The sequence below is a fragment of the Aedoeadaptatus acetigenes genome, assembly GCF_025566985.1.
Lineage (GTDB): Bacteria > Bacillota > Clostridia > Tissierellales > Peptoniphilaceae > Aedoeadaptatus > Aedoeadaptatus acetigenes.
In genome coordinates, this window is record NZ_JAOQJD010000006.1 from 44,740 (window position 1) to 62,497 (window position 17,758).

Genomic DNA, 17,758 nt, shown 5'->3' on the forward strand with positions numbered 1-17,758 from the left:
ATATAGTAAAAGAAAGAACGGATTTCTTTCATTTCAGAGGACTTCTTATGCCAAGATGCAGGAGTCCTCCTTTTTTGTCTGAATAACAAATAGACAAAAAAGAAATGGAGGAAACTTTATGGCAAAAGAGTATTACCTTTATGTCAACGGACAAAGGGTTAAAGTCAGCGAGCAGATATATAAAGTCTACTGGCGAGAAAAAGAACACGAAAAGTATTTGGAGCAGGTGGATAAGAAAAACCACTTGCTCTTTTTTTCATCTCTAAATCACGATGGGAATTTTGAAAATAATCTAGAAGATAAAAATGTTGATGTTGAAAAAGTTGTAGCTACACAAATAATGATTGAAGCACTAAGAAATGCTATGTCAAAGTTAAATGAGGAGGAACGGGAAATAATCGAAAGATTATATTTCAATGATGAAACACTTCGTGCAGTAGCAAAGACTCAAAATATATCACATCCTGCTTTAATAAAAAGGCGAGATAAGATTTTAGAAAAACTAAAGAAATTTATAGAAGAAATATAGTTTCTGGTTACCAAAGAGGGCAAATTTTCCTTTATAAAGTGAGGGGAGTTTTGTCCTCTTTCTATGTTAAAAGAAATTTAAACAATACTTGAACCATAACAATTAAATAGACCAAGACAAGACATTAATCATTTTTGGAGCGTGATAACCTATTCGCCAAGATCTTTCTGCTGAATAATTCGGCAAAACAAGTACTGCTAAGCTAAAAGCAAGGGAAGAAGAAAGGGAGCGATAAGTAAGAGTTTGAATATAGGGATGGATACCCTATCCGCTTAGAAGAAAATGAGGATAATGATACTTCTAAGGTTGAAGCCGGCTCATCCTGAACAGAGGCGGAGGTGAGATTCCTATGTTGCTAATCCAAGGCACTTGTCAATGTCAAAAAACTTTAAAAATATTAAAATAAATATTTTAAATATATTATTTGGAGGATTTATGATTAACGAAAATATAAAAGGTGTTCGTGTTTCTGAGAAAGCATTTCTAACATTAAAAGAAGCATCTGAATATTTTAATATTGGTCAAGATAAAGTTAGACAATTAACGGATGAAGATGATTGCGATTTTGTATTATTTAATGGTAGTAAGCGTCTTATTAAGAAAAAGTTAATGGAAGAATATTTAAATAGACAGTTCTCTATTTAATCTAAAACTATATATAAAACACGCTTAATGCGGTATAATAATTATAGCGTGTCTTTTATCAAAAAAGGAGAATTTTTATGGTAAAAAGACGCAAAGATAGTAAAGGGGTTGTTTTAAAAGACGGTGAATATCAAAGGTCAAATGGCACTTATGAATTTAAGTGGCAAGACAAAATAGGTCGTAGAAAATCTATCTATGCGAAAACTCTAAAAGAATTAAGAGAAAAAGAATTAGATATTTTACGCAATACTATAGATGGAATCAACAACGAAGGAAGTAGCTTGTCTGTAAATGATACTTTTAAGCTATGGACAAAGGTAAAAAGAGGTTTAAAGGATAATACCTTTAAAAATTACATCTATATGTATCAACAATTTGTAGAACCGACTTTTGGTCGCATTAAACTATCTGATATTAAAAGATCTGATGTTAGAAGTTTTTATAACAGATTAAAGGAAGATCAGGGATTGATGGTTTCTACCATAGATTGTGTTCATACTGTCTTACATCAGGTTTTAGAATTAGCAGTGGATGACGAATATATAAGGTTTAATCCGTCTGACAATGCTTTAAAGGAACTGAAAGTAGCTTATCGAAATGAATCTCCGAAGAAAAAAGCCATGACAATAGAAGAACAGGTACTATTTGAAGAATATTTATCTAATAGTGATGAATATAAAAAATGGTATCCAATATTCATTGTTATGCTTTGGACAGGTATGAGAGTTGGAGAAGTTACAGGATTGCAATGGGACGATCTAGATTTTGATAATGGTCTTATAAGTGTAAATAGGACTTTGGTATATTATAGTAAAGGTAAAGGATTAAACAATAGATATGCTATTAATACACCGAAGACAGCATCAGGTAAGCGAAGTATTCCTATGGTTCAAAAAGTAAAAGATGCTTTTCTTATGGAAAGAGTGTTACAAAAGACTTTTGGAATCGAATGTTGTGATTCAATCGATGGATTTAAAGACTTTGTATTTTTAAATAGATTCGGAAAGGTTTACAATAATGGAACACTTAATAAAGCTTTAAGAAGAATTGTTAGAGATTGCAATTTAAGTATAATGGATAAAAATAAATCGAACTCTAATGATATTCTATTAGTTCCACATTAAGCAATCACATTTTCAGACACACCTTTACTACAAGGCTTAATGAACAAAATATAAATACAAAAGCAATGCAGTCTATTCTAGGTCATTCTGATATTAGTATAACAATGGATATATATGTAGATGCAACAGAAGATTTTAAGATAGAACAGATGGGGGAATTTGAAAAAGCGATAAAATTTATATTTTAGAATTTACGACAGCTTACGACAAATTTACGACAATTTGGTAGAAATCTATGGGCACTTATAGAGGGTTAGCAAATCGTCGTAAATGGAGAAGTACCAAAAAATAGACTTTTATAGAGATTTAGACAATTATCTAAGGTAGAGGGGATTTTCCGACAGAGAGCAGAAGCACGGAGCCGAAAATCATGAGCATACCGACGAGGTCGGTGGCTTGAAATTTCAGATGGTAGAGCACCATGGCGACGATGGTGGAAAACACGGCCTCGGACAGGGAGAAGATGCTGGATTTCTGCGCGCCGGTGTAGCGGGCCCCTTCCAGAAATGCCCAGAAGGGGATCATGGTGCCGCCGATAATGGTGTAGAGCACGCAAAGGATGGAGGTCGCATCCCAAGTGGGCGCGGTGAAATCCGGTCGAGTCAGAAGGATGAGGAGCAGGCCGCCCAAGAGCATGGAGGGCCCCATGATTTCCATGGAGCGATAGGTTTTGGATAGGCCGGTGGGCGCCAGATTAAAATGGTTCTATGTCAACCATTGGGGAGTCTAGTGAAAACTAGGCTCCTTTTTGTTTTCCCAAATGCCATTCATCACCGATCTTTCGAACAGACAAAAAGCAGTTTTGTTCGGAAATGATGAAAGTTTTGCATCCCAAAGGCCACGCGCTTCACCGTCTTGATCTTGTTGTGCGTTCCTTCCACGTAGCCGTTACTCCACGGGTAATCAAAGCTGTTGGTAATCTCATCGAACCAGTTTTTGTAGGCGCGCAAGCAGTAGCGCCACTCCTTTAGCCCGCCTTTCTTTGCCTCTTCCATCCACTTTGAAAGAGCCACACTCGCTGTTTCTTTGTCTTTCTGAGAAAGGACGTAGGTGTAAAAGCCTTCTTTTAGGACGTAGGCGGTTCGAATGGCATCACTCTTTTCAAGCATGGTGGCGACAAGGCTTTTCTCCGCTTCGGTCAGGTCTTTCGCCGGCTTTTTTAGGAGGCTGCGGCTTCGTTTAAACCATTTTCTTTCCGTCGCCGTCATCCGTTTCTGTTCCCGCTTCCGCACATTTTCCAAGGCCCAATGGACTTGGCGGATGAAATGGTAGCGGTCAATGACATGGGTACTTTGTGGAAAGAAAGCCTCTTTCACGCCTTTAAAGGTGCCGCACATATCGCTGACAAAGATCTCGACGCCGCGTCGTTCCGCTCGATCAATGGAAGAGAAATAAGCGGCTAAATCCTTGCCGTAGCGCGTCGGAAGAATGTCGATGATCCGATGGGCCTCCCCATCGGCCAAGGTGGTTTGGTACTTGCTTCCGCCGCTATCGCCCTTAAACTCGTCGATGCAAAAGACGCGAGGCAGCCGTTGACGGGGCACAAACAGACAAGCGACGATGCGGAAAATGCTCGTCGTTGAGATCCCCACCTCCTTAGCTAGCTCTGACACGGATCGGATATCCCGGAAGGCGTCCACCACATAAGCAATTAAACGCTTTGTCATCTGCTTGCCCTTGGCGGCAAAGGAAAGAGGTGCCTCAAAGCGCGCCCCGCAATCCTTGCAATCATAGCGTGTCTTCTTGACGCGAAGAAACACGTGCTTGCGCCGCATCGGTGCGTCCCGAAGGACTTGCTCCCGGTGATCGTGGACCCAGGCGTGGGTCGAGCCACAGTGAGGACAAACCCGATCATGAACGGGTTTGCAGTCAATGGTAATGAGCCGTCTTTCTTTTGAAACACCGGTGACCTCAACATCTTGGATTCCTAAAAGTAATGTGGTAATATTGTTTTGCACTTGTTTGACCCCCTTTATTATTTTGTGGTGATTTAATTTTAGGCGATAGGGAAAACAAGTGCTATCTTTTTGCACAAAAATATCCATTGAGGAGCTTACTCCCCAATGGATATTATAGAGCCATTAAAATTCGTAAAGCCCACGGCGGAGACCAGTCCCCAGAAAAGCGCTTTGCTGCTCACCTTGAGGCTCGTGGGATCGCCGCCGGTGACCATGAGAAAGAGCCCGAGGCTGCACAGTGCCAGGATGGGATAGACGATGGGCTTGGGCCAGGTCCTCTCTTTGATGGCCACGACGAAGATGACGAAAAACATCCCCGTGTATTGAATTAAGGTCGTCGTCGGCGCATTGGAATAGGAGATGGCGGTGAAGTAGCCGTATTGCATGCATAAAATCCCGCCGATGGAGTAGAGAAGAAAGGCGGGGATATTTTCCCGCTTGCGCACCACGCGAAAGGCGTAACGGCCGCTGCGGTACAGGTCGTGGACAAAGAGTATGACGCCTACGGTCGTCAGCCGAATGGCCACGAGGACGTCGGGGGTGAAGGCTTTGTATTGAAATATGTACGCGCCCACATTGCCGTTGAGTGCCCACATAAACGTGCATAAGAAAATTAAAAGGATACCCTTGAGCATGACAACTCCTTTCTCCGTGCGTCGGTTCACAATCTTCGGACGAAGCCCGTCGAAAATCACCTAATACTATGTCTATTATGGGGGCCGCCTTCGAGGAAAGTCAAGGTGAAAGGCCGATTTCCGGGAAGGAAAGGGAAAGTCGGTTTTTTTATGGGAGAAAACGGAAACTTTACAAGGGCTAACGAGGATTTAATAAGGATTTGCTTTTCCTATAATTTACATGGTTTATGCTGTGAGGGATGAAAAATTTACAAATGCACAAGGAGGATGCAATGATTCGACGAATGAAATGGTTGGTTGTGGCTTTGGGCATGCTGCTGCTCGTGGGCTGCGCAAATGAATCCACGGCCACGGACGCTTTGGATTTAAGCAAGATTACAGTGGAAGAGTTGGAAAAGAAGGCGAAGGAAGAGAGCCAAGTCCACTCTGTGGGCATGCCCGATGCCTGGGCCAACTGGAAAGAAACCTGGGAAGATATTGAAAAGACCTACAGCATCAGCCACACGGATACGGACATGTCCTCGGCGGAAGAGCTTGCGAAGTTTGCCGCGGAAAAAACCAATGCTTCGGCGGACATCGGGGATGTGGGCATCGCTTTCGGTCCCGTGGCCGAAGAACAAGGCCTGTCCTTAAAGTACAAGACCTCTTACTGGGACGACATTCCCGAGTGGGCGAAGGACGACGACGGCGACTGGCTCTTGGCCTACACGGGACAAATGTGTTTCATTACGGACAAACAAAATCTGCCTGAAGGGGTCGAAGCGCCGAAGACCTTCGACGATATTTTAAACGGCAATTTTGTCTTGACCATCGGCGATATGGAAACGGCCAATCAAAGTCAATTCGCCCTCTTAAATGCCGCAGTCACCTATGGCGGGGACGAAAAAAACCTCAAGCCCGGATTGGATTTTTTCAAGAAACTCGCCGAACAAGGCCGCCTGAAGACCACCGACGCGTCCTTGGCCAATTTGGAAACCGGGGAAGTGCAAGTGGGCATGTTGTGGGACTTTAACGCCTTGAACTACGCCGATGCCGTGGATCGGGATCGCTTCGTGATTACCGTGCCGCCGGTGACGGTTATGACCGGCTACACCACCATCATCAATCGCTACGCCGCCAATCCCTACGCTGCCGCTTTGGCTCGGGAATTTATCCTCTCCGACGAAGGACAGGACAATCTGGCTAAGGGCTACGCGCGGCCCATTCGCGAAAATGCCAAGATTTCCGACGAAGCCAAGAAAAAACTCCTACCTCCCTCGGCCTACAAGGACATTTACAAGGTCAAAGACAGCAAGGCCTGGGAAGAGAGCACCAAGCAACTGGCTCAGCTGTGGCAAGAAAACGTCATGGCTTATATGAAGTAGATACAGCACAACTTCGGGCCTTCGGGCCCCTTTTTATTTCGAAAGGAGATATTTATGAAACGACGGCTGCCCTTTCACCTGGCCATGATTCTCTTTGCTCTTATCGCCGTAGCCGTATTGATCTATCCCTCGGCGAATATGGTCCTCATGAGCTTCAAGCCCACGGGAGGCGGGGGATGGACTTTGGCCAATTATCGAGAGATCCTCACCGAGTCCATGTACACCGCGGCCATTAAAAATTCCGTGGGGATTTCCCTCTTTTCAAGCGTCGTGGCCATTGTCTTTACCACGGTGACTACCTACGCCATCGTGAGCCGGTCGAAAAAGCTCAGAGAAACCTTTGTGGTCATCGCGAACATGACCTCAAACTTCGCCGGCATTCCCCTGGCCTTCGCCTACATTATTCTCCTGGGCTCCTCCGGCGTGCTCCTTATCTTCGGCCGCCGCGCCGGCATCGACTGGTTGGCGAATTACAATCTCTATTCTCCCTGGGGCCTTTGCATCGTGTACCTCTACTTTCAACTGCCCATGGGCATTATCCTCCTTCTGCCCATTTACGACGCTCTGGACAAGGGATGGAGGGAATCGGCGGAGCTTTTAGGGGCGAGCAGCTTTCAATACTGGCGGCGCATCGGCCTGCCCGTGCTCATGCCCTCCATCGTCGGCGTCTTCGCCATGATGTTTGCCAACGCCATGGGCGCCTACGCTTCCGCCGAGGCCTTGACGGGCACCGGAGTGAACCTCCTCTCCATACGCATCGCCAACACGGTGACCGGGGATATTTTCGCCCGGCCGGAAATCGGCGCGGCCCTCTCCGTATTGCTGGCGATGATTCTTCTCGTCAATATGATTCTGGGCGACAAACTGGCCAAGCGGGCCGAGAAAGTGAGTAAAGGATGAAAAAATTTGCTAAAAACGCCGCCATCGTCCTCATGCTTCTGTACCTCTTCGTGCCCTTGCTGGCCACATTGCTTTACGCCACCTCCACGGACTGGTCTTCCACCATGCTCCCCAGAGGCGCCACCCTCGCCTGGTTCGGGAAGCTTCTTACGAACAAAACCTTCCTCCGCGCCTTGGGACGCACTTGCATTCTGTCGCTTATCGCTGTCAGCCTGGGCGCCGCGATCATCGTGCCGAGCATCTTTGCCATTTACGTCTACTACCCGCGCCTCGAGAAGGTGGCGGAGGGCATGGTCATCGCATGCTACGCCTTTCCCGGTGTCATTCTGGCATTCGCTTTAATGAACACCTACGCCGCTTTGGGCATCCCCATGCTCACCGTGGTGGTGGGATCCTACATTCTTTTCATCTATCCTATGATTCGCCAGGGCACCCTAAACAGCCTCAGGGCCATCGGCGCACAGACCCTGATGGAGTCGGCGGAAATCCTCGGGGCGAGCCCCTGGACGACCTTCAGAAAAGTCATCCTGCCGACGATTATGCCCGGCGTATTTTCCGCATGTCTCTTCAGTTTTTCCACCCTCTTCGGCGAATTCGTCATCATTAACTTGGTGGTGGGATCGAAATTTGAAACGGTGCAAATCTTTTTAAGAAAATCCCTCTCCGTCAACGGGCACATGGCCTCGGCCATTGTCATTCTCTACTTTATCGTCATCAGCGTCATTACCTTTGGCGCCATAGGCCTTACGAGAAAACAGAAAGGATACGAGGCGTAATATGAGCTTTATCGAAATCAACAATTTAAGAAAATCCTTCGGTAACACGGAAGTGCTTCACGGATTGAACCTAAAAATTGCCCGCGGCCAATTGGCCACCCTCCTGGGCCCCTCCGGCTGCGGAAAATCCACATTGCTCAGGGCCATTGCCGGACTAAATACCATCGACGAAGGCGAAATCATTATCGACGGCAGGCGCGTCGACGGTCTGGCCCCGAAAGACCGCGGCCTGGGCATGGTCTTTCAACACTACGCCCTCTTTCCCAACATGAACGTGCTGGACAATGTAAAATTCGGCCTGGATATGAAAGGCGTGGACAAAAAGACTCGAGACACGGAAGCGAAAAAGATGATCGACCTGGTGGGCCTCGCGGGAAAAGAAGAAGCCTATCCGACCAATCTCTCCGGCGGGCAGCAACAGCGGGTGGCTCTGGCGCGGAGTTTGGTCACCAAGCCTGACGTCCTTCTCTTGGACGAGCCCTTAAGCGCCTTGGACGCGCAGATCCGCGTGCAGCTACGGGGGCTCATTAAATCCCTTCAGGCGGAACTTGGCATTACGGTGATCCTCGTCACCCACGATCAGGAAGAGGCCATGAGCATGAGCGATTACATTTTCGTCATGAATCAGGGCCACATCGTGCAGGAAGGCTCGCCCACCTACATCTACCGCCATCCCCAATCGGAATTCGCCACCCGCTTTATCGGCGACTACAATCTCTTTACGAAAGAAGAAGCGGCCGCCATGGGCGCCGACGATCACGCGGATTACAGCTACGTGGCCATTCGCCCGGAAGTGCTCTCCTTGGAAGCCATCGACGACGCCTACGTTTACGAAGGCAAGGTCATTCGCACCTCCATGCGCGGCTCCATCTATCGCCTGTACATCGAATTGGACGGGAAAAAGATGCTGAAGCTGGATCAGCTGAACCGAAGCGCCAATATGCGGCGCGTCGGCGACAAGGTGACAGTGTATATGCCGAAATCGGAAATCATCGGGATGGTGTAGGCCATGAAACTGCTTCAACTCACCGATCTTCACTTCGGCTCCTTTCCCTTTAAAGGAGAAGACAAGCGCACGGAAGCCCTGGTGCGGAACATGGTCAAGGCCCTGGAGCCGGACCTCCTCGTCCTCACCGGCGACATTCACTGGTCCCTGGAATCGGGAAGTCTTACGATTCTATCCGGCGTTTTGGACTTTTTCGACAGCCTGCGCGTCCCGATCGCCATTACTTGGGGCAATCACGACAGCGAAAGCGTCTATAATCGCCGGGTGCTGAAGGAACTGGTGTATCACATGAAACACCACGTGGAAAAGCGGGGCCTCGCCTCCGTGGAAGGGCGGGAGCTCTACTATTTCGACGCAGGAAACTACCGCCTGTACTTTTTAGACAGCGGCGACTACGACGAGGACCACAACTACGCCTACGTCTACGAAGAGCAGATCCGAGACCTTATCGCCCTGGACGGCGGGGAAGGAAAAGAAGGCCTCTTGTTTATGCACATTCCCGTGGTGGAATTCGACGACGCGAAAAAAGCCGGCCTGGCCGTGGGCAACAAAGACGAAACCGTCTGTGCTCCGGTGAAAAACACAGGCCTGGTAGACGCTTTATTAAAAGAAAGCACCGTCCGCCACATTTTCGTGGGCCACGATCACGACAACGACTTCACCGCCAATTGGCGGGGGATGAACCTTTACTACGGCCGCATCACCGGCTACAACGCCTACGGCGACTTGCCCCGGGGGGCGCGGCTCATCGAGCTTACGGATGCAGGCGTTGAAAGTCGAATTGTGGAAGAAAGCCTTGACACGGAGCTTTCATCTCACTTATAATGGATCAGATAGTTATCCTTGCTCGATCAATCGAGCCGTCAGTCCACAAGGAGGTGACAGACTTGAACAATTATGAAGTAATCCTTATGTTCTATCCCGACGCCGAATCTGAAAGACGTGTAAAACAATACGAACGTTTAAAAGGCATCATTGCCGAAGGTGGCGTCATTAAATCGGAAGACGAATGGGGCACGCGCAAGCTGGCCTATGAAATCGAAGATTACAAAGAAGCATTCTATGTGCTCGTCGAATTCGATGCAGAACCCGGCGTAATCAAAGAATTCAGCCGTATTGCAAGTATTTCCGATACGGTCATGCGTCACATGGTCGTCCGCGTAGATGAATAAGAAACGGGATTGGTGATATCGTGAATTTAGTTGTACTTTACGGGAGACTGACGAGAGATCCGGAGCTTCGCTATAGCCAAAACGGCATGGCAAACACCTTTGCCACCATCGCCGTGGATCGCGGCATGAGTCGCGAAAAGCGCCAGGAAGCTGAAGCGGCCGGCCGGCCCACCGCCGATTTTATCGGCATTAAAGCCTTTGGAACCACTGCCGAACTTTTAGGCAATTACTTCCACAAAGGCAATCGCATCGCCGTGGAAGGTCGAATTTCCACGGGCAGCTACGAAAAAAACGGCGAACGCGTCTATACCACCGACGTCATCGTCAACCGCGTCCACTTCATCGAAAGTGCGAAAGAAGCGGGCAATGCACAAGGTGGCCAAAACATGGCGCCGCCGACGAATATGGCTTATCAATCGAACAATCAAGCTCAAGCGAGCAATCCTTCCGGCTTCGGTCCGAAATCCGACGACGAAGGGTATTACCCGATCGACAACAATGATATCCCATTTTAACCAAGGTTAAGGGGTGAGAACATGCAAAGAAGATATCGTTCCAGAAAAAAAGTCTGCATTTACTGTGCAGATAAGGAAAAACAAATCGACTATAAAGACACGCAAACATTAAAGCGCTTTATTTCCGACCGCGGGAAGATCCTTCCCCGTCGCGTCACCGGCGCCTGCGCCAAGCACCAACGGAAGATTACCACGGCCATTAAACGCGCCAGACAAGTGGCACTTCTGCCTTACAGCGCAGACTAATCACATTTTAAATACACACAGCTCCCGCTTCGGCGGGAGTTTTTTTATTGAAAAAATTCAGTCGTCAAGGCATCTTCATTTGATAAAAAGAAAACATCCTTCAATTGTTAACCGGAGTTATTTCGGGATGAAAAGTTGAAAATCAGCTGTTTGTACGGGAAGTATGGAATTAAAAAGAACCCTGGATTACGCAAATTTTTAAAAGAAAAAGCTTGACCGAGAAAAAGCCTTCGAATATTCTATAAATGATATTTGATATCAAATAAAGAGAATCGGAGTTTGTTCGATACCTCGGTATCATTCATAATTAACAGGAGGACAGAATGAAGAGAAGACAAAAACTAAGCTTGGCCATGGCTTTTTTAACGGTCATGGGCTCAGCTCAACCGATTTTCGCTTTTACGCCGGCGAAAGAAGAAACAAAGAAGGCGATTGTATCAAAGGCGGATGCCATTTTAACCAATCCCGCCATTCAAAAGCATTTGTTGGGCACCGATTACTTGGCTCCGAAACATAATTCTACTTATACGCCGGGCATCGATCTCGGCGACTACGAAGATGTGGAAGGCAAGGGAAAGCTTTACGGCAAGGATTCCTATATTTTAACGCCGGATCAAATCATCGAAACACCTTGGTACGAAATTTATAATTTGGTGGCTCGCGCCAAAGGAAGTATAAATAGCCTAGATGAAGCGAAAGCACAACGTTTACTCAGCGAACTGGATACGATTCTACAAATCTATGCTTTAAATAGCGACACGAAACTAAAAGAGGACGGCGACTATCAAGGCAATTACAAGCTTGTCGACGTTCAATTAGTGGACAGCGACGGGCAAACGAATATCTACAAAGATTTAGGTACGGAAAAAGCGGATGTAAAGGATCTCTTCCAAGAAATGGAAGTGACCAAATGGGGCAATGAGCTGGAAGTGCTTTTTGTCGCCAATAAAAACAAAGTATCTAAAATCAATAGTATGGTAATGAAGAGCGTAGCGGGAAAAGAAATTCGCGTTTCCCTCGGCTCCGGTGACGCACAAGATCCGACGAAGACGAACTTAGTCGCCATCCCCATTCCTGCTGAATTAGACGGCTCGCAACTCGTCGTCGAAAGCATGAGTTATGTGGACAATCAAGGTGCCACAAAGCGAACGGGACCTTTCGGTATTAAAATTGACTACAATACCATGACTAAATCAGCGGATAATTACAGCCGTTACGAGAAAAAGACGAAGACGAGAATTAAATATTGGATTAAGCGCGGTGAAATTTTAATCGGTAAGTATTTGGATGCCGATGTGCCGAAGGATCAAGAACGGATTAAAACGGTGCGGAAAAGCATTGAAAAGCTTAACCAATTGCGCAATTCCGAGACGCCGTCGATGACGGAAGCTTTAAACATCGCTCAGCCGATTTACGAAATCGAAAATACATTTACATTGCTTGAAATTTTAAATGAGCGTATTTATGAAGCCATGGACGATTTAGATTCGGGCACCATTTACAATGATAAAAAGTATACCAAGGAAAGCTTGGAAGCTTTTAGAAATTATCTCGAGAAAACGGAACAAGAAGCAGGCGATATGGATGTGCCGGAATTGGTTTCAAAGATCAGTGAGGTGCAAACTGCCAGCCAAAATAACATCCTGAAATACAATACGGAAGCCTTACAAAAACTTGTAGATCAGGCGGAAAAGTACAAGGCGGAATATTATGAAGAAGAATCCTTTGCCAAGTTTAATGTCGTAAAGATTCAAGCGAAAAAGTGGATTAAAGATAATGCGACCTATTCGCCGAGCTTAGATGAAACACAGGATCATATAAGGGCATTGGAGCGGGCGATCAATGAACTGCAAGCGAAACCCGGCGTGCAACCGCCTGAAATCAAGGAAGATGAGCCGGGAAAACAAGGGAAAGTGATGTACTCCATCCCCGTAACTTGTTCAGATGATGCCGTAGGGAAGTGTTTGGCAGGTCCCGTTAAGTATATTCCCTCGGAAAAGAAATATATTTTCTCCTTTAAGAAAGATGGGGATAATTTTGTAGCAGGCGTCGATTACTATGCTAGCAATTTTTCCGTGAAACCGGGCAAGGTGCTTAAAACATCGGAAACAATTGATCGCCAGCCGGTCGTGGAAGAAGTTGAGCTTATTGATCCGGGTACCGACTTTGGCAAGATATATACGAATGTAAAATACTATGATGGGAATAGGATGGGCGTACAAGACAAAAATTCCATCAGATTCAACTTAGATACCGCCAACCAACAATTAATCGGCGGCGAGGAAGACAAGCCGTCTACAGAACCTTATGATGTTACAATCGAGTATCAAAACCAAAATGGCGCCGGCAAGACCCATATGGAAAGCTTGGTATCGGAAAAAGCGACGTATGATCCGGTACAAAAGACCCTTACTTTCTACGCTAGTCCTGAAATGGACGGCAAGAAAGTAAAGTCTTACCTTGAAAATATTAATTACGCTCCGAAGGGAACGTATATACCGGCGGATATTACGAAGAAAGTGGAATATGGTTTAGTATCCGAAAAGGCGGATGTGGATGGAGTAGCTGCTGAAAAAGCGGATGTTCCCATGGCATTTGTCTTAAAGTATGACATCGATTCCAAAGAGAAAATTGCAGTTAACACCGACGTGGTCATTGGCCATAGCGACAAGCAAACGCAAAAAACCGGCGACACCATTTACCTTCACGTAAAAGGCGGAAAAGTGAAGACGACGAAAGAAGAATTAAAAGAATTGCAACTGGCGTTGCAAAACCGCATCAGTGATTTAAAAACCAATCACGGCATGGTTTCTAAAATTCTTCCCGAAGAAATCGACGTCTTCGACCACGTCGATCGCGGCGGCTCCGAAGAAAAAGTTGTTACAAAGAAAGTTAAAATTAACGACGCCATAAAAGAGGCACTTGGCCGCGCAGAAACAATGGATACGAAAGATCCCGAAAAGATCAAAACGTGCATAAAAGAATTAGAGGATCTCTCCCTTTCGATTTTGCCTTGGGTTAGCTTTATAAATGCAGTGGACGGCGAATCGCAAAATCTTGAAAAGTATAAGGCGGACACCCATTTCATCCAATCGACGGTGGAAAAGGCGGAAAAAGAATGGAAAGAAATAAAAGGAAAAACCACGGCCGCTATTTCCCGCGAGGATATTCGCACGTATTCCCAAACCCTTACTTCTCTCTATGACGGATTACGTTTAGATCCGGCACCCTTGGAAAAGCTCATAAAAGACGGGGAAGAAAAGATTCAATCGGGCAAATATCAAGATGCCGGCGTCAAGGCGCTTAAAGAAACAATCGACGGCTACAAAGAGCCGGACATCAGCTATCAACCTTATCCTGGCGGCCCGAAAATTGATTATAAGGGTAACTCCAACTCGAAAGGGGCGAAAGCCTACCTCGCCGACATTAAGGCGCCGAAGTCTACTTATGAGAAAGATCCAAGTGACACGACGCAAAACGGCACCAATCTGGATACATCGGTTTACGATAGCTGGGTCTACCGTGTGGATGCCGGGATCAAGGCATTAAAACTGAAAGAAGTCGGCGATTTAAGTAAGGCGGCCTTAGAAGAGGCCATTGAAAAGGCTGAAAAGGCGCTGGAAAAGAACAAGTCGAAAGAGGCAAAGGACACGTTGCGTGCGGCTATCGCCGAAGCGGAAAAGGCAAAAGACTTTACGGAACAAGATAAAATCGATGAAGCGGTCGCAAAGTTAAATGCCGCTGTAAAAACTTACGAAGCATCGAAGGATGTCTTTAAAACCGAAGCCTTACAAGCTGAAATCGACAAGGCGAAAAAGCTTTTAGATGCAACGAAGAAAGAAGAAGAAGTCAATGAAAAGCTGGCCATTGCTATTCAAACGGCGGAAAAAGGCTTGAAGGCAGACAGCCAAGAAAAAGTCGATGCTGCTTTAAAGGCCTTACAAGCCGCCGTGGAAGAATTCCAAGCTTCACCCGATCGAGCGGATCCGAACGTGCAGATTGAAGCGACGAAGACCGTCAACATTCAGTTGTATAAAGAAAATAAAGATGAGCCATCCATGGCCAACAGTGCCCTTTGGAATCAAGGAAAGCTTACCAAAGAGAACGGCAAATGGTATTTGGAAATGCAGTGGGTCGACATGACTGCAGGTGAGGGCAATCAAGTGACCGGTGCCATTACGGATCTTTCCTATGCTGTAAATGGTGAAATGAAAAAAGCCCAAGTCTTAGCAAAACGTGATGTAACAGTGGGCTCCAACAAGTATGAGTCACCGACTCGTGTAAAAATCGAAGTGGCGGAAAATCAACAATTTGTTCCCGTTAAGGTATCTTACAAGACATCCCTCGGACCTCAAGAACACTCTCCGGCAGCGCGCATCGCCATCGATTGGCAATCGGCGACCGACGGCTTTAACGAAAACACCTACAAAGTGGACAAGGGGCAATTAATCGATGCCGTCAAACTTTATGAGATGTTGGCGAAGGCCGCACAGGGCGTCAATCAAGATTTAATTAACGGCCTAAAGACAAATCTTGAAAAGGCAAATGCAGTGATCAAAAACGGCGACGCGACCATTCAAGAGGTCAAAGACGTTTACAGCGACTTGGATAAAGCGGGTAGCGCCGTCAAATTTGCCGATGAAATTTACCGCGTGCATTTAACACAATTAAAGGCCAATCTCAACGAATTCAAAGGTGAAACAGGTAAGTACACGGTAGAGTCCTTGGAAAAATACGAAACTGTTATTACCCAAGGGGAAAAGGCATTAAAAGATGCGAAAACCTACGATGAAATTAAAGCGGCTTACGACGCTATTAAATCCATCGACGATAATCTACGCTACGACACCTCGGCCTTAGAAGCCAAAGTCGAAAAAGCTTCCGCCATGATGAACGGCAAGTACACGCAAGAAAGCAAAGATAATCTAGATGTCAAAATCAAGGATGCGAAGAAGTGGATTCGAGAAGCAAAAGAAAAAGGCATTAAAGCCGGGTATAAGGCGCTCGATCTGACCAAGGCTTTAGATGCCGCCATGAAGGGCATGGTGGCAGAAGGTGAAGCACCGGAGAAAGCAGATAAGACGGAGCTGAAAGATCTTATTCGCGAATGTGAAGGGATGGATCTCAGCAAGTATACCGATGACAGTAAAACGGAATTTGAGAAGAAATTAAACGAAGCGAAAACTGTAGTAAGTGACGATGCGGCAACGAAGGAAGATGTCGCCGATGCCTTAAACGATTTGAAGGCGGCAAAAGAGGGGCTTGTAGAAAAGCAAGCACCGAAGGAACAAGTGACGGTGACTTTCATGAGCGACAAGGGAACCTCACCAGCTGCCGTCACCGTCGATAAAGGCATGGTGATTTACGCCCCCGCCGGCTTTGAAGAAAATGTTTCAAAAGTCAAGGAAGGTGAGGTTACCTATGTTTTCAAAGGCTGGTTCGACGGCAATGAAAAATTCGACTTTTCAATGCCTGTTAATGGCAACAAAACGTTAATCGCTCGCTGGGAACAAGTGGAAGTGCCTGCCGATCAAGAGGCTATTTACAATGTAGAATTTTCTTGGAAGATGACGAATAGTGATGACGACGCCATGATGGGGACGGTCTTTAAACATCCCGCCCAATTGATCGTCAAAGATAATAAGGCTTTCTTCAGAGTAGAACTGCAAGATGCAAGCGAAGGAATCTACGTTACCGACATGGCCTATAAAGGTGAAACCCTCGTGCCGTCGAAGACGACAGAGGTGACCGTCGACGGTGTTACTCAAACGAAGCCTGCAGCATTTGATATTCCCGTGGATATGAATGATGTGAATAAGACCTTTAGATTGACAGTGACCGTTGGGGCAAAGGGAATGCCGGGCAAGGCATCGGCAGACCTTGTCGTCGATGGCGGAGGGAAAACCTCGGCACAACCTGCGCCTCGAGTGGACAAGAAGGCACTGAATCAATTAATCGCCGAATGCGATGCTTTGGATCTAAGTCGATATGAAGAAAAGGGCAAGAGTGACTTCATAGCGGCACTGAAAGATGCGAAGGCTGTTTCTGAAAAGAGCACCGCAACCAAAGAGGATGTGGAACTGGCATTGACGAAACTGCAACAGGCAAAAGGGGCTTTGGTACAAAAGAAAACGCCGAAGCCTGAAGAAAAACCGGATACGCCGAAACCTGATGTGAAGCCGGATACGAAAAAACCTGATGTGAAGCCGGGTCATTCCGGAGGCAGGCGGCATTTCTCTCCGGCACCGTCGAAGCCTGAAGGAAAACATACGGAACCCGGAAAGAGCCAAAAGAATACGGAGTCACCGAAAGCTCCCGAAGCAAACTTTAGCGACACTGTCAACCACTGGGCAAAAGAGCCTATTAACTATGTCGTCAGCAAAGGATACTTTAAAGGCGTAGGCGGCAATCGCTTTGCTCCCGAAAGGTCCATTACCCGTGCGGACTTCGTTACCGTTCTGGGACGTATGGCCGCAATCGACCAAAGCAAGTTTACGAAGAATGTGTTTAAGGATGTCAATGGAGGCTATTACGCCGCTTACGTCAACTGGGCCGCAGAAAAGGGCATTGTTCAAGGCGTCGGCAATGGAAAATTTGATCCGAATCGGCCGATTACGCGAGAAGAAATGGCCGTCATGATGAATAAGTTCTTACAAGTAACGAACAAAAAACTTTCCGAAAAAGAAAGCAAGGTCTTTACTGATGGCGGAACCATTGCTCCTTGGGCGAAGGAGGCTGTTGGTGCCATGGCGAAAAAGGGCATTGTCAAAGGAATGGAAGACGGTTCGTTTAGACCGAAATCCGGATTTACCCGTGCCCAGGTAGCACAAGTTCTCTACAATTTGGATCACAATAAATAGACTTCGAAGACCTCCAATCGAAAAAAAT

At 46.5% G+C, this 17,758-nt stretch carries 14 protein-coding genes and 1 pseudogene; 12 read left to right on the plus strand and 3 right to left on the minus strand.

Annotation, left to right across the window (positions count from 1 at the left end):
• Nucleotides 1–118: 118 nt before the first annotated feature.
• The 3 genes and pseudogenes from OCV31_RS04510 (at nucleotide 119) to OCV31_RS04520 (ending at nucleotide 2,486) form a co-directional block, all read left to right on the plus strand.
• A complete protein-coding gene (locus tag OCV31_RS04510) occupies nucleotides 119–529 on the plus strand; it encodes a sigma factor-like helix-turn-helix DNA-binding protein (RefSeq protein ID WP_009345230.1) in 411 nt (136 codons plus the stop codon).
• A 435-nt stretch (nucleotides 530–964) separates the two neighbouring features.
• Nucleotides 965–1,174: an excisionase gene (locus tag OCV31_RS04515; RefSeq protein WP_006700838.1), complete on the plus strand. Its 210-nt coding sequence runs from the start codon at nucleotides 965–967 to the stop codon at nucleotides 1,172–1,174.
• A 77-nt stretch (nucleotides 1,175–1,251) separates the two neighbouring features.
• Nucleotides 1,252–2,486: pseudogene (locus OCV31_RS04520) on the plus strand (tyrosine-type recombinase/integrase).
• Between the two features lie 130 nt (nucleotides 2,487–2,616).
• On the opposite strand, the gene OCV31_RS04525 reads toward OCV31_RS04520, so the two are convergent.
• The 3 genes from OCV31_RS04525 to OCV31_RS04535 form a co-directional block, all read right to left on the minus strand.
• A complete protein-coding gene (locus OCV31_RS04525) occupies nucleotides 2,617–2,991 on the minus strand; it encodes a DMT family transporter (protein ID WP_267303811.1) in 375 nt (124 codons plus the stop codon).
• 77 nt (nucleotides 2,992–3,068) lie between these two features.
• A complete protein-coding gene (locus tag OCV31_RS04530; protein WP_148473000.1) occupies nucleotides 3,069–4,343 on the minus strand; it encodes an ISL3 family transposase in 1,275 nt (424 codons plus the stop codon).
• An 8-nt stretch (nucleotides 4,344–4,351) separates the two neighbouring features.
• A complete protein-coding gene (locus OCV31_RS04535) occupies nucleotides 4,352–4,891 on the minus strand; it encodes an EamA family transporter (RefSeq protein ID WP_148473002.1) in 540 nt (179 codons plus the stop codon).
• Between the two features lie 272 nt (nucleotides 4,892–5,163).
• Between OCV31_RS04535 and OCV31_RS04540 the strand changes: the two genes are divergently transcribed.
• The 9 genes from OCV31_RS04540 to OCV31_RS04580 all read left to right on the plus strand — a co-directional run bounded on the left by OCV31_RS04540 (nucleotide 5,164) and on the right by OCV31_RS04580 (nucleotide 17,730).
• Nucleotides 5,164–6,255: an ABC transporter substrate-binding protein gene (locus OCV31_RS04540; RefSeq protein ID WP_148473004.1), complete on the plus strand. Its 1,092-nt coding sequence runs from the start codon at nucleotides 5,164–5,166 to the stop codon at nucleotides 6,253–6,255.
• 54 nt (nucleotides 6,256–6,309) lie between these two features.
• On the plus strand, nucleotides 6,310–7,155 hold the full coding sequence (locus OCV31_RS04545; RefSeq protein WP_148473006.1) for an ABC transporter permease: 846 nt from the start codon (nucleotides 6,310–6,312) through the stop codon (nucleotides 7,153–7,155).
• Nucleotides 7,152–7,931, plus strand: a complete 780-nt coding sequence (locus OCV31_RS04550; protein ID WP_148473008.1) for an ABC transporter permease — start codon at nucleotides 7,152–7,154, stop codon at nucleotides 7,929–7,931. The genes OCV31_RS04545 and OCV31_RS04550 overlap by 4 nt, the downstream gene beginning before the upstream one ends.
• Nucleotide 7,932: 1 nt before the next feature.
• Complete coding sequence (locus tag OCV31_RS04555) at nucleotides 7,933–8,937, plus strand: ABC transporter ATP-binding protein (protein WP_148473010.1); 1,005 nt, start codon at nucleotides 7,933–7,935, stop codon at nucleotides 8,935–8,937.
• Between the two features lie 3 nt (nucleotides 8,938–8,940).
• Nucleotides 8,941–9,762: a metallophosphoesterase gene (locus OCV31_RS04560; protein ID WP_148473013.1), complete on the plus strand. Its 822-nt coding sequence runs from the start codon at nucleotides 8,941–8,943 to the stop codon at nucleotides 9,760–9,762.
• A 53-nt stretch (nucleotides 9,763–9,815) separates the two neighbouring features.
• On the plus strand, nucleotides 9,816–10,109 hold the full coding sequence (gene rpsF, locus OCV31_RS04565) for a 30S ribosomal protein S6 (RefSeq protein ID WP_317246788.1): 294 nt from the start codon (nucleotides 9,816–9,818) through the stop codon (nucleotides 10,107–10,109).
• A 20-nt stretch (nucleotides 10,110–10,129) separates the two neighbouring features.
• Nucleotides 10,130–10,624, plus strand: a complete 495-nt coding sequence (locus tag OCV31_RS04570) for a single-stranded DNA-binding protein (protein WP_148473017.1) — start codon at nucleotides 10,130–10,132, stop codon at nucleotides 10,622–10,624.
• A gap of 21 nt (nucleotides 10,625–10,645) precedes the next feature.
• Nucleotides 10,646–10,870, plus strand: coding sequence for a 30S ribosomal protein S18 (rpsR, locus tag OCV31_RS04575; RefSeq protein ID WP_108831068.1), 225 nt, complete (start codon nucleotides 10,646–10,648; stop codon nucleotides 10,868–10,870).
• 323 nt (nucleotides 10,871–11,193) lie between these two features.
• A complete protein-coding gene (locus OCV31_RS04580) occupies nucleotides 11,194–17,730 on the plus strand; it encodes an S-layer homology domain-containing protein (RefSeq protein WP_148473019.1) in 6,537 nt (2,178 codons plus the stop codon).
• Nucleotides 17,731–17,758: the final 28 nt, after the last annotated feature.

Bases quoted from the DNA above. Each gene is read 5' to 3' on its own strand.
- OCV31_RS04510 (WP_009345230.1), top strand. From the start codon at position 119: ATGGCAAAAGAGTATTACCTTTATGTCAACGGACAAAGGGTTAAAGTC.
- OCV31_RS04515 (WP_006700838.1), top strand. From the start codon at position 965: ATGATTAACGAAAATATAAAAGGTGTTCGTGTTTCTGAGAAAGCATTT.
- OCV31_RS04530 (WP_148473000.1), bottom strand. From the start codon at position 4,343: ATGGATATTTTTGTGCAAAAAGATAGCACTTGTTTTCCCTATCGCCTA.
- OCV31_RS04535 (WP_148473002.1), bottom strand. From the start codon at position 4,891: ATGCTCAAGGGTATCCTTTTAATTTTCTTATGCACGTTTATGTGGGCA.
- OCV31_RS04540 (WP_148473004.1), top strand. From the start codon at position 5,164: ATGATTCGACGAATGAAATGGTTGGTTGTGGCTTTGGGCATGCTGCTG.
- OCV31_RS04545 (WP_148473006.1), top strand. From the start codon at position 6,310: ATGAAACGACGGCTGCCCTTTCACCTGGCCATGATTCTCTTTGCTCTT.
- OCV31_RS04550 (WP_148473008.1), top strand. From the start codon at position 7,152: ATGAAAAAATTTGCTAAAAACGCCGCCATCGTCCTCATGCTTCTGTAC.
- OCV31_RS04555 (WP_148473010.1), top strand. From the start codon at position 7,933: ATGAGCTTTATCGAAATCAACAATTTAAGAAAATCCTTCGGTAACACG.
- OCV31_RS04560 (WP_148473013.1), top strand. From the start codon at position 8,941: ATGAAACTGCTTCAACTCACCGATCTTCACTTCGGCTCCTTTCCCTTT.
- rpsR (WP_108831068.1), top strand. From the start codon at position 10,646: ATGCAAAGAAGATATCGTTCCAGAAAAAAAGTCTGCATTTACTGTGCA.
- OCV31_RS04580 (WP_148473019.1), top strand. From the start codon at position 11,194: ATGAAGAGAAGACAAAAACTAAGCTTGGCCATGGCTTTTTTAACGGTC.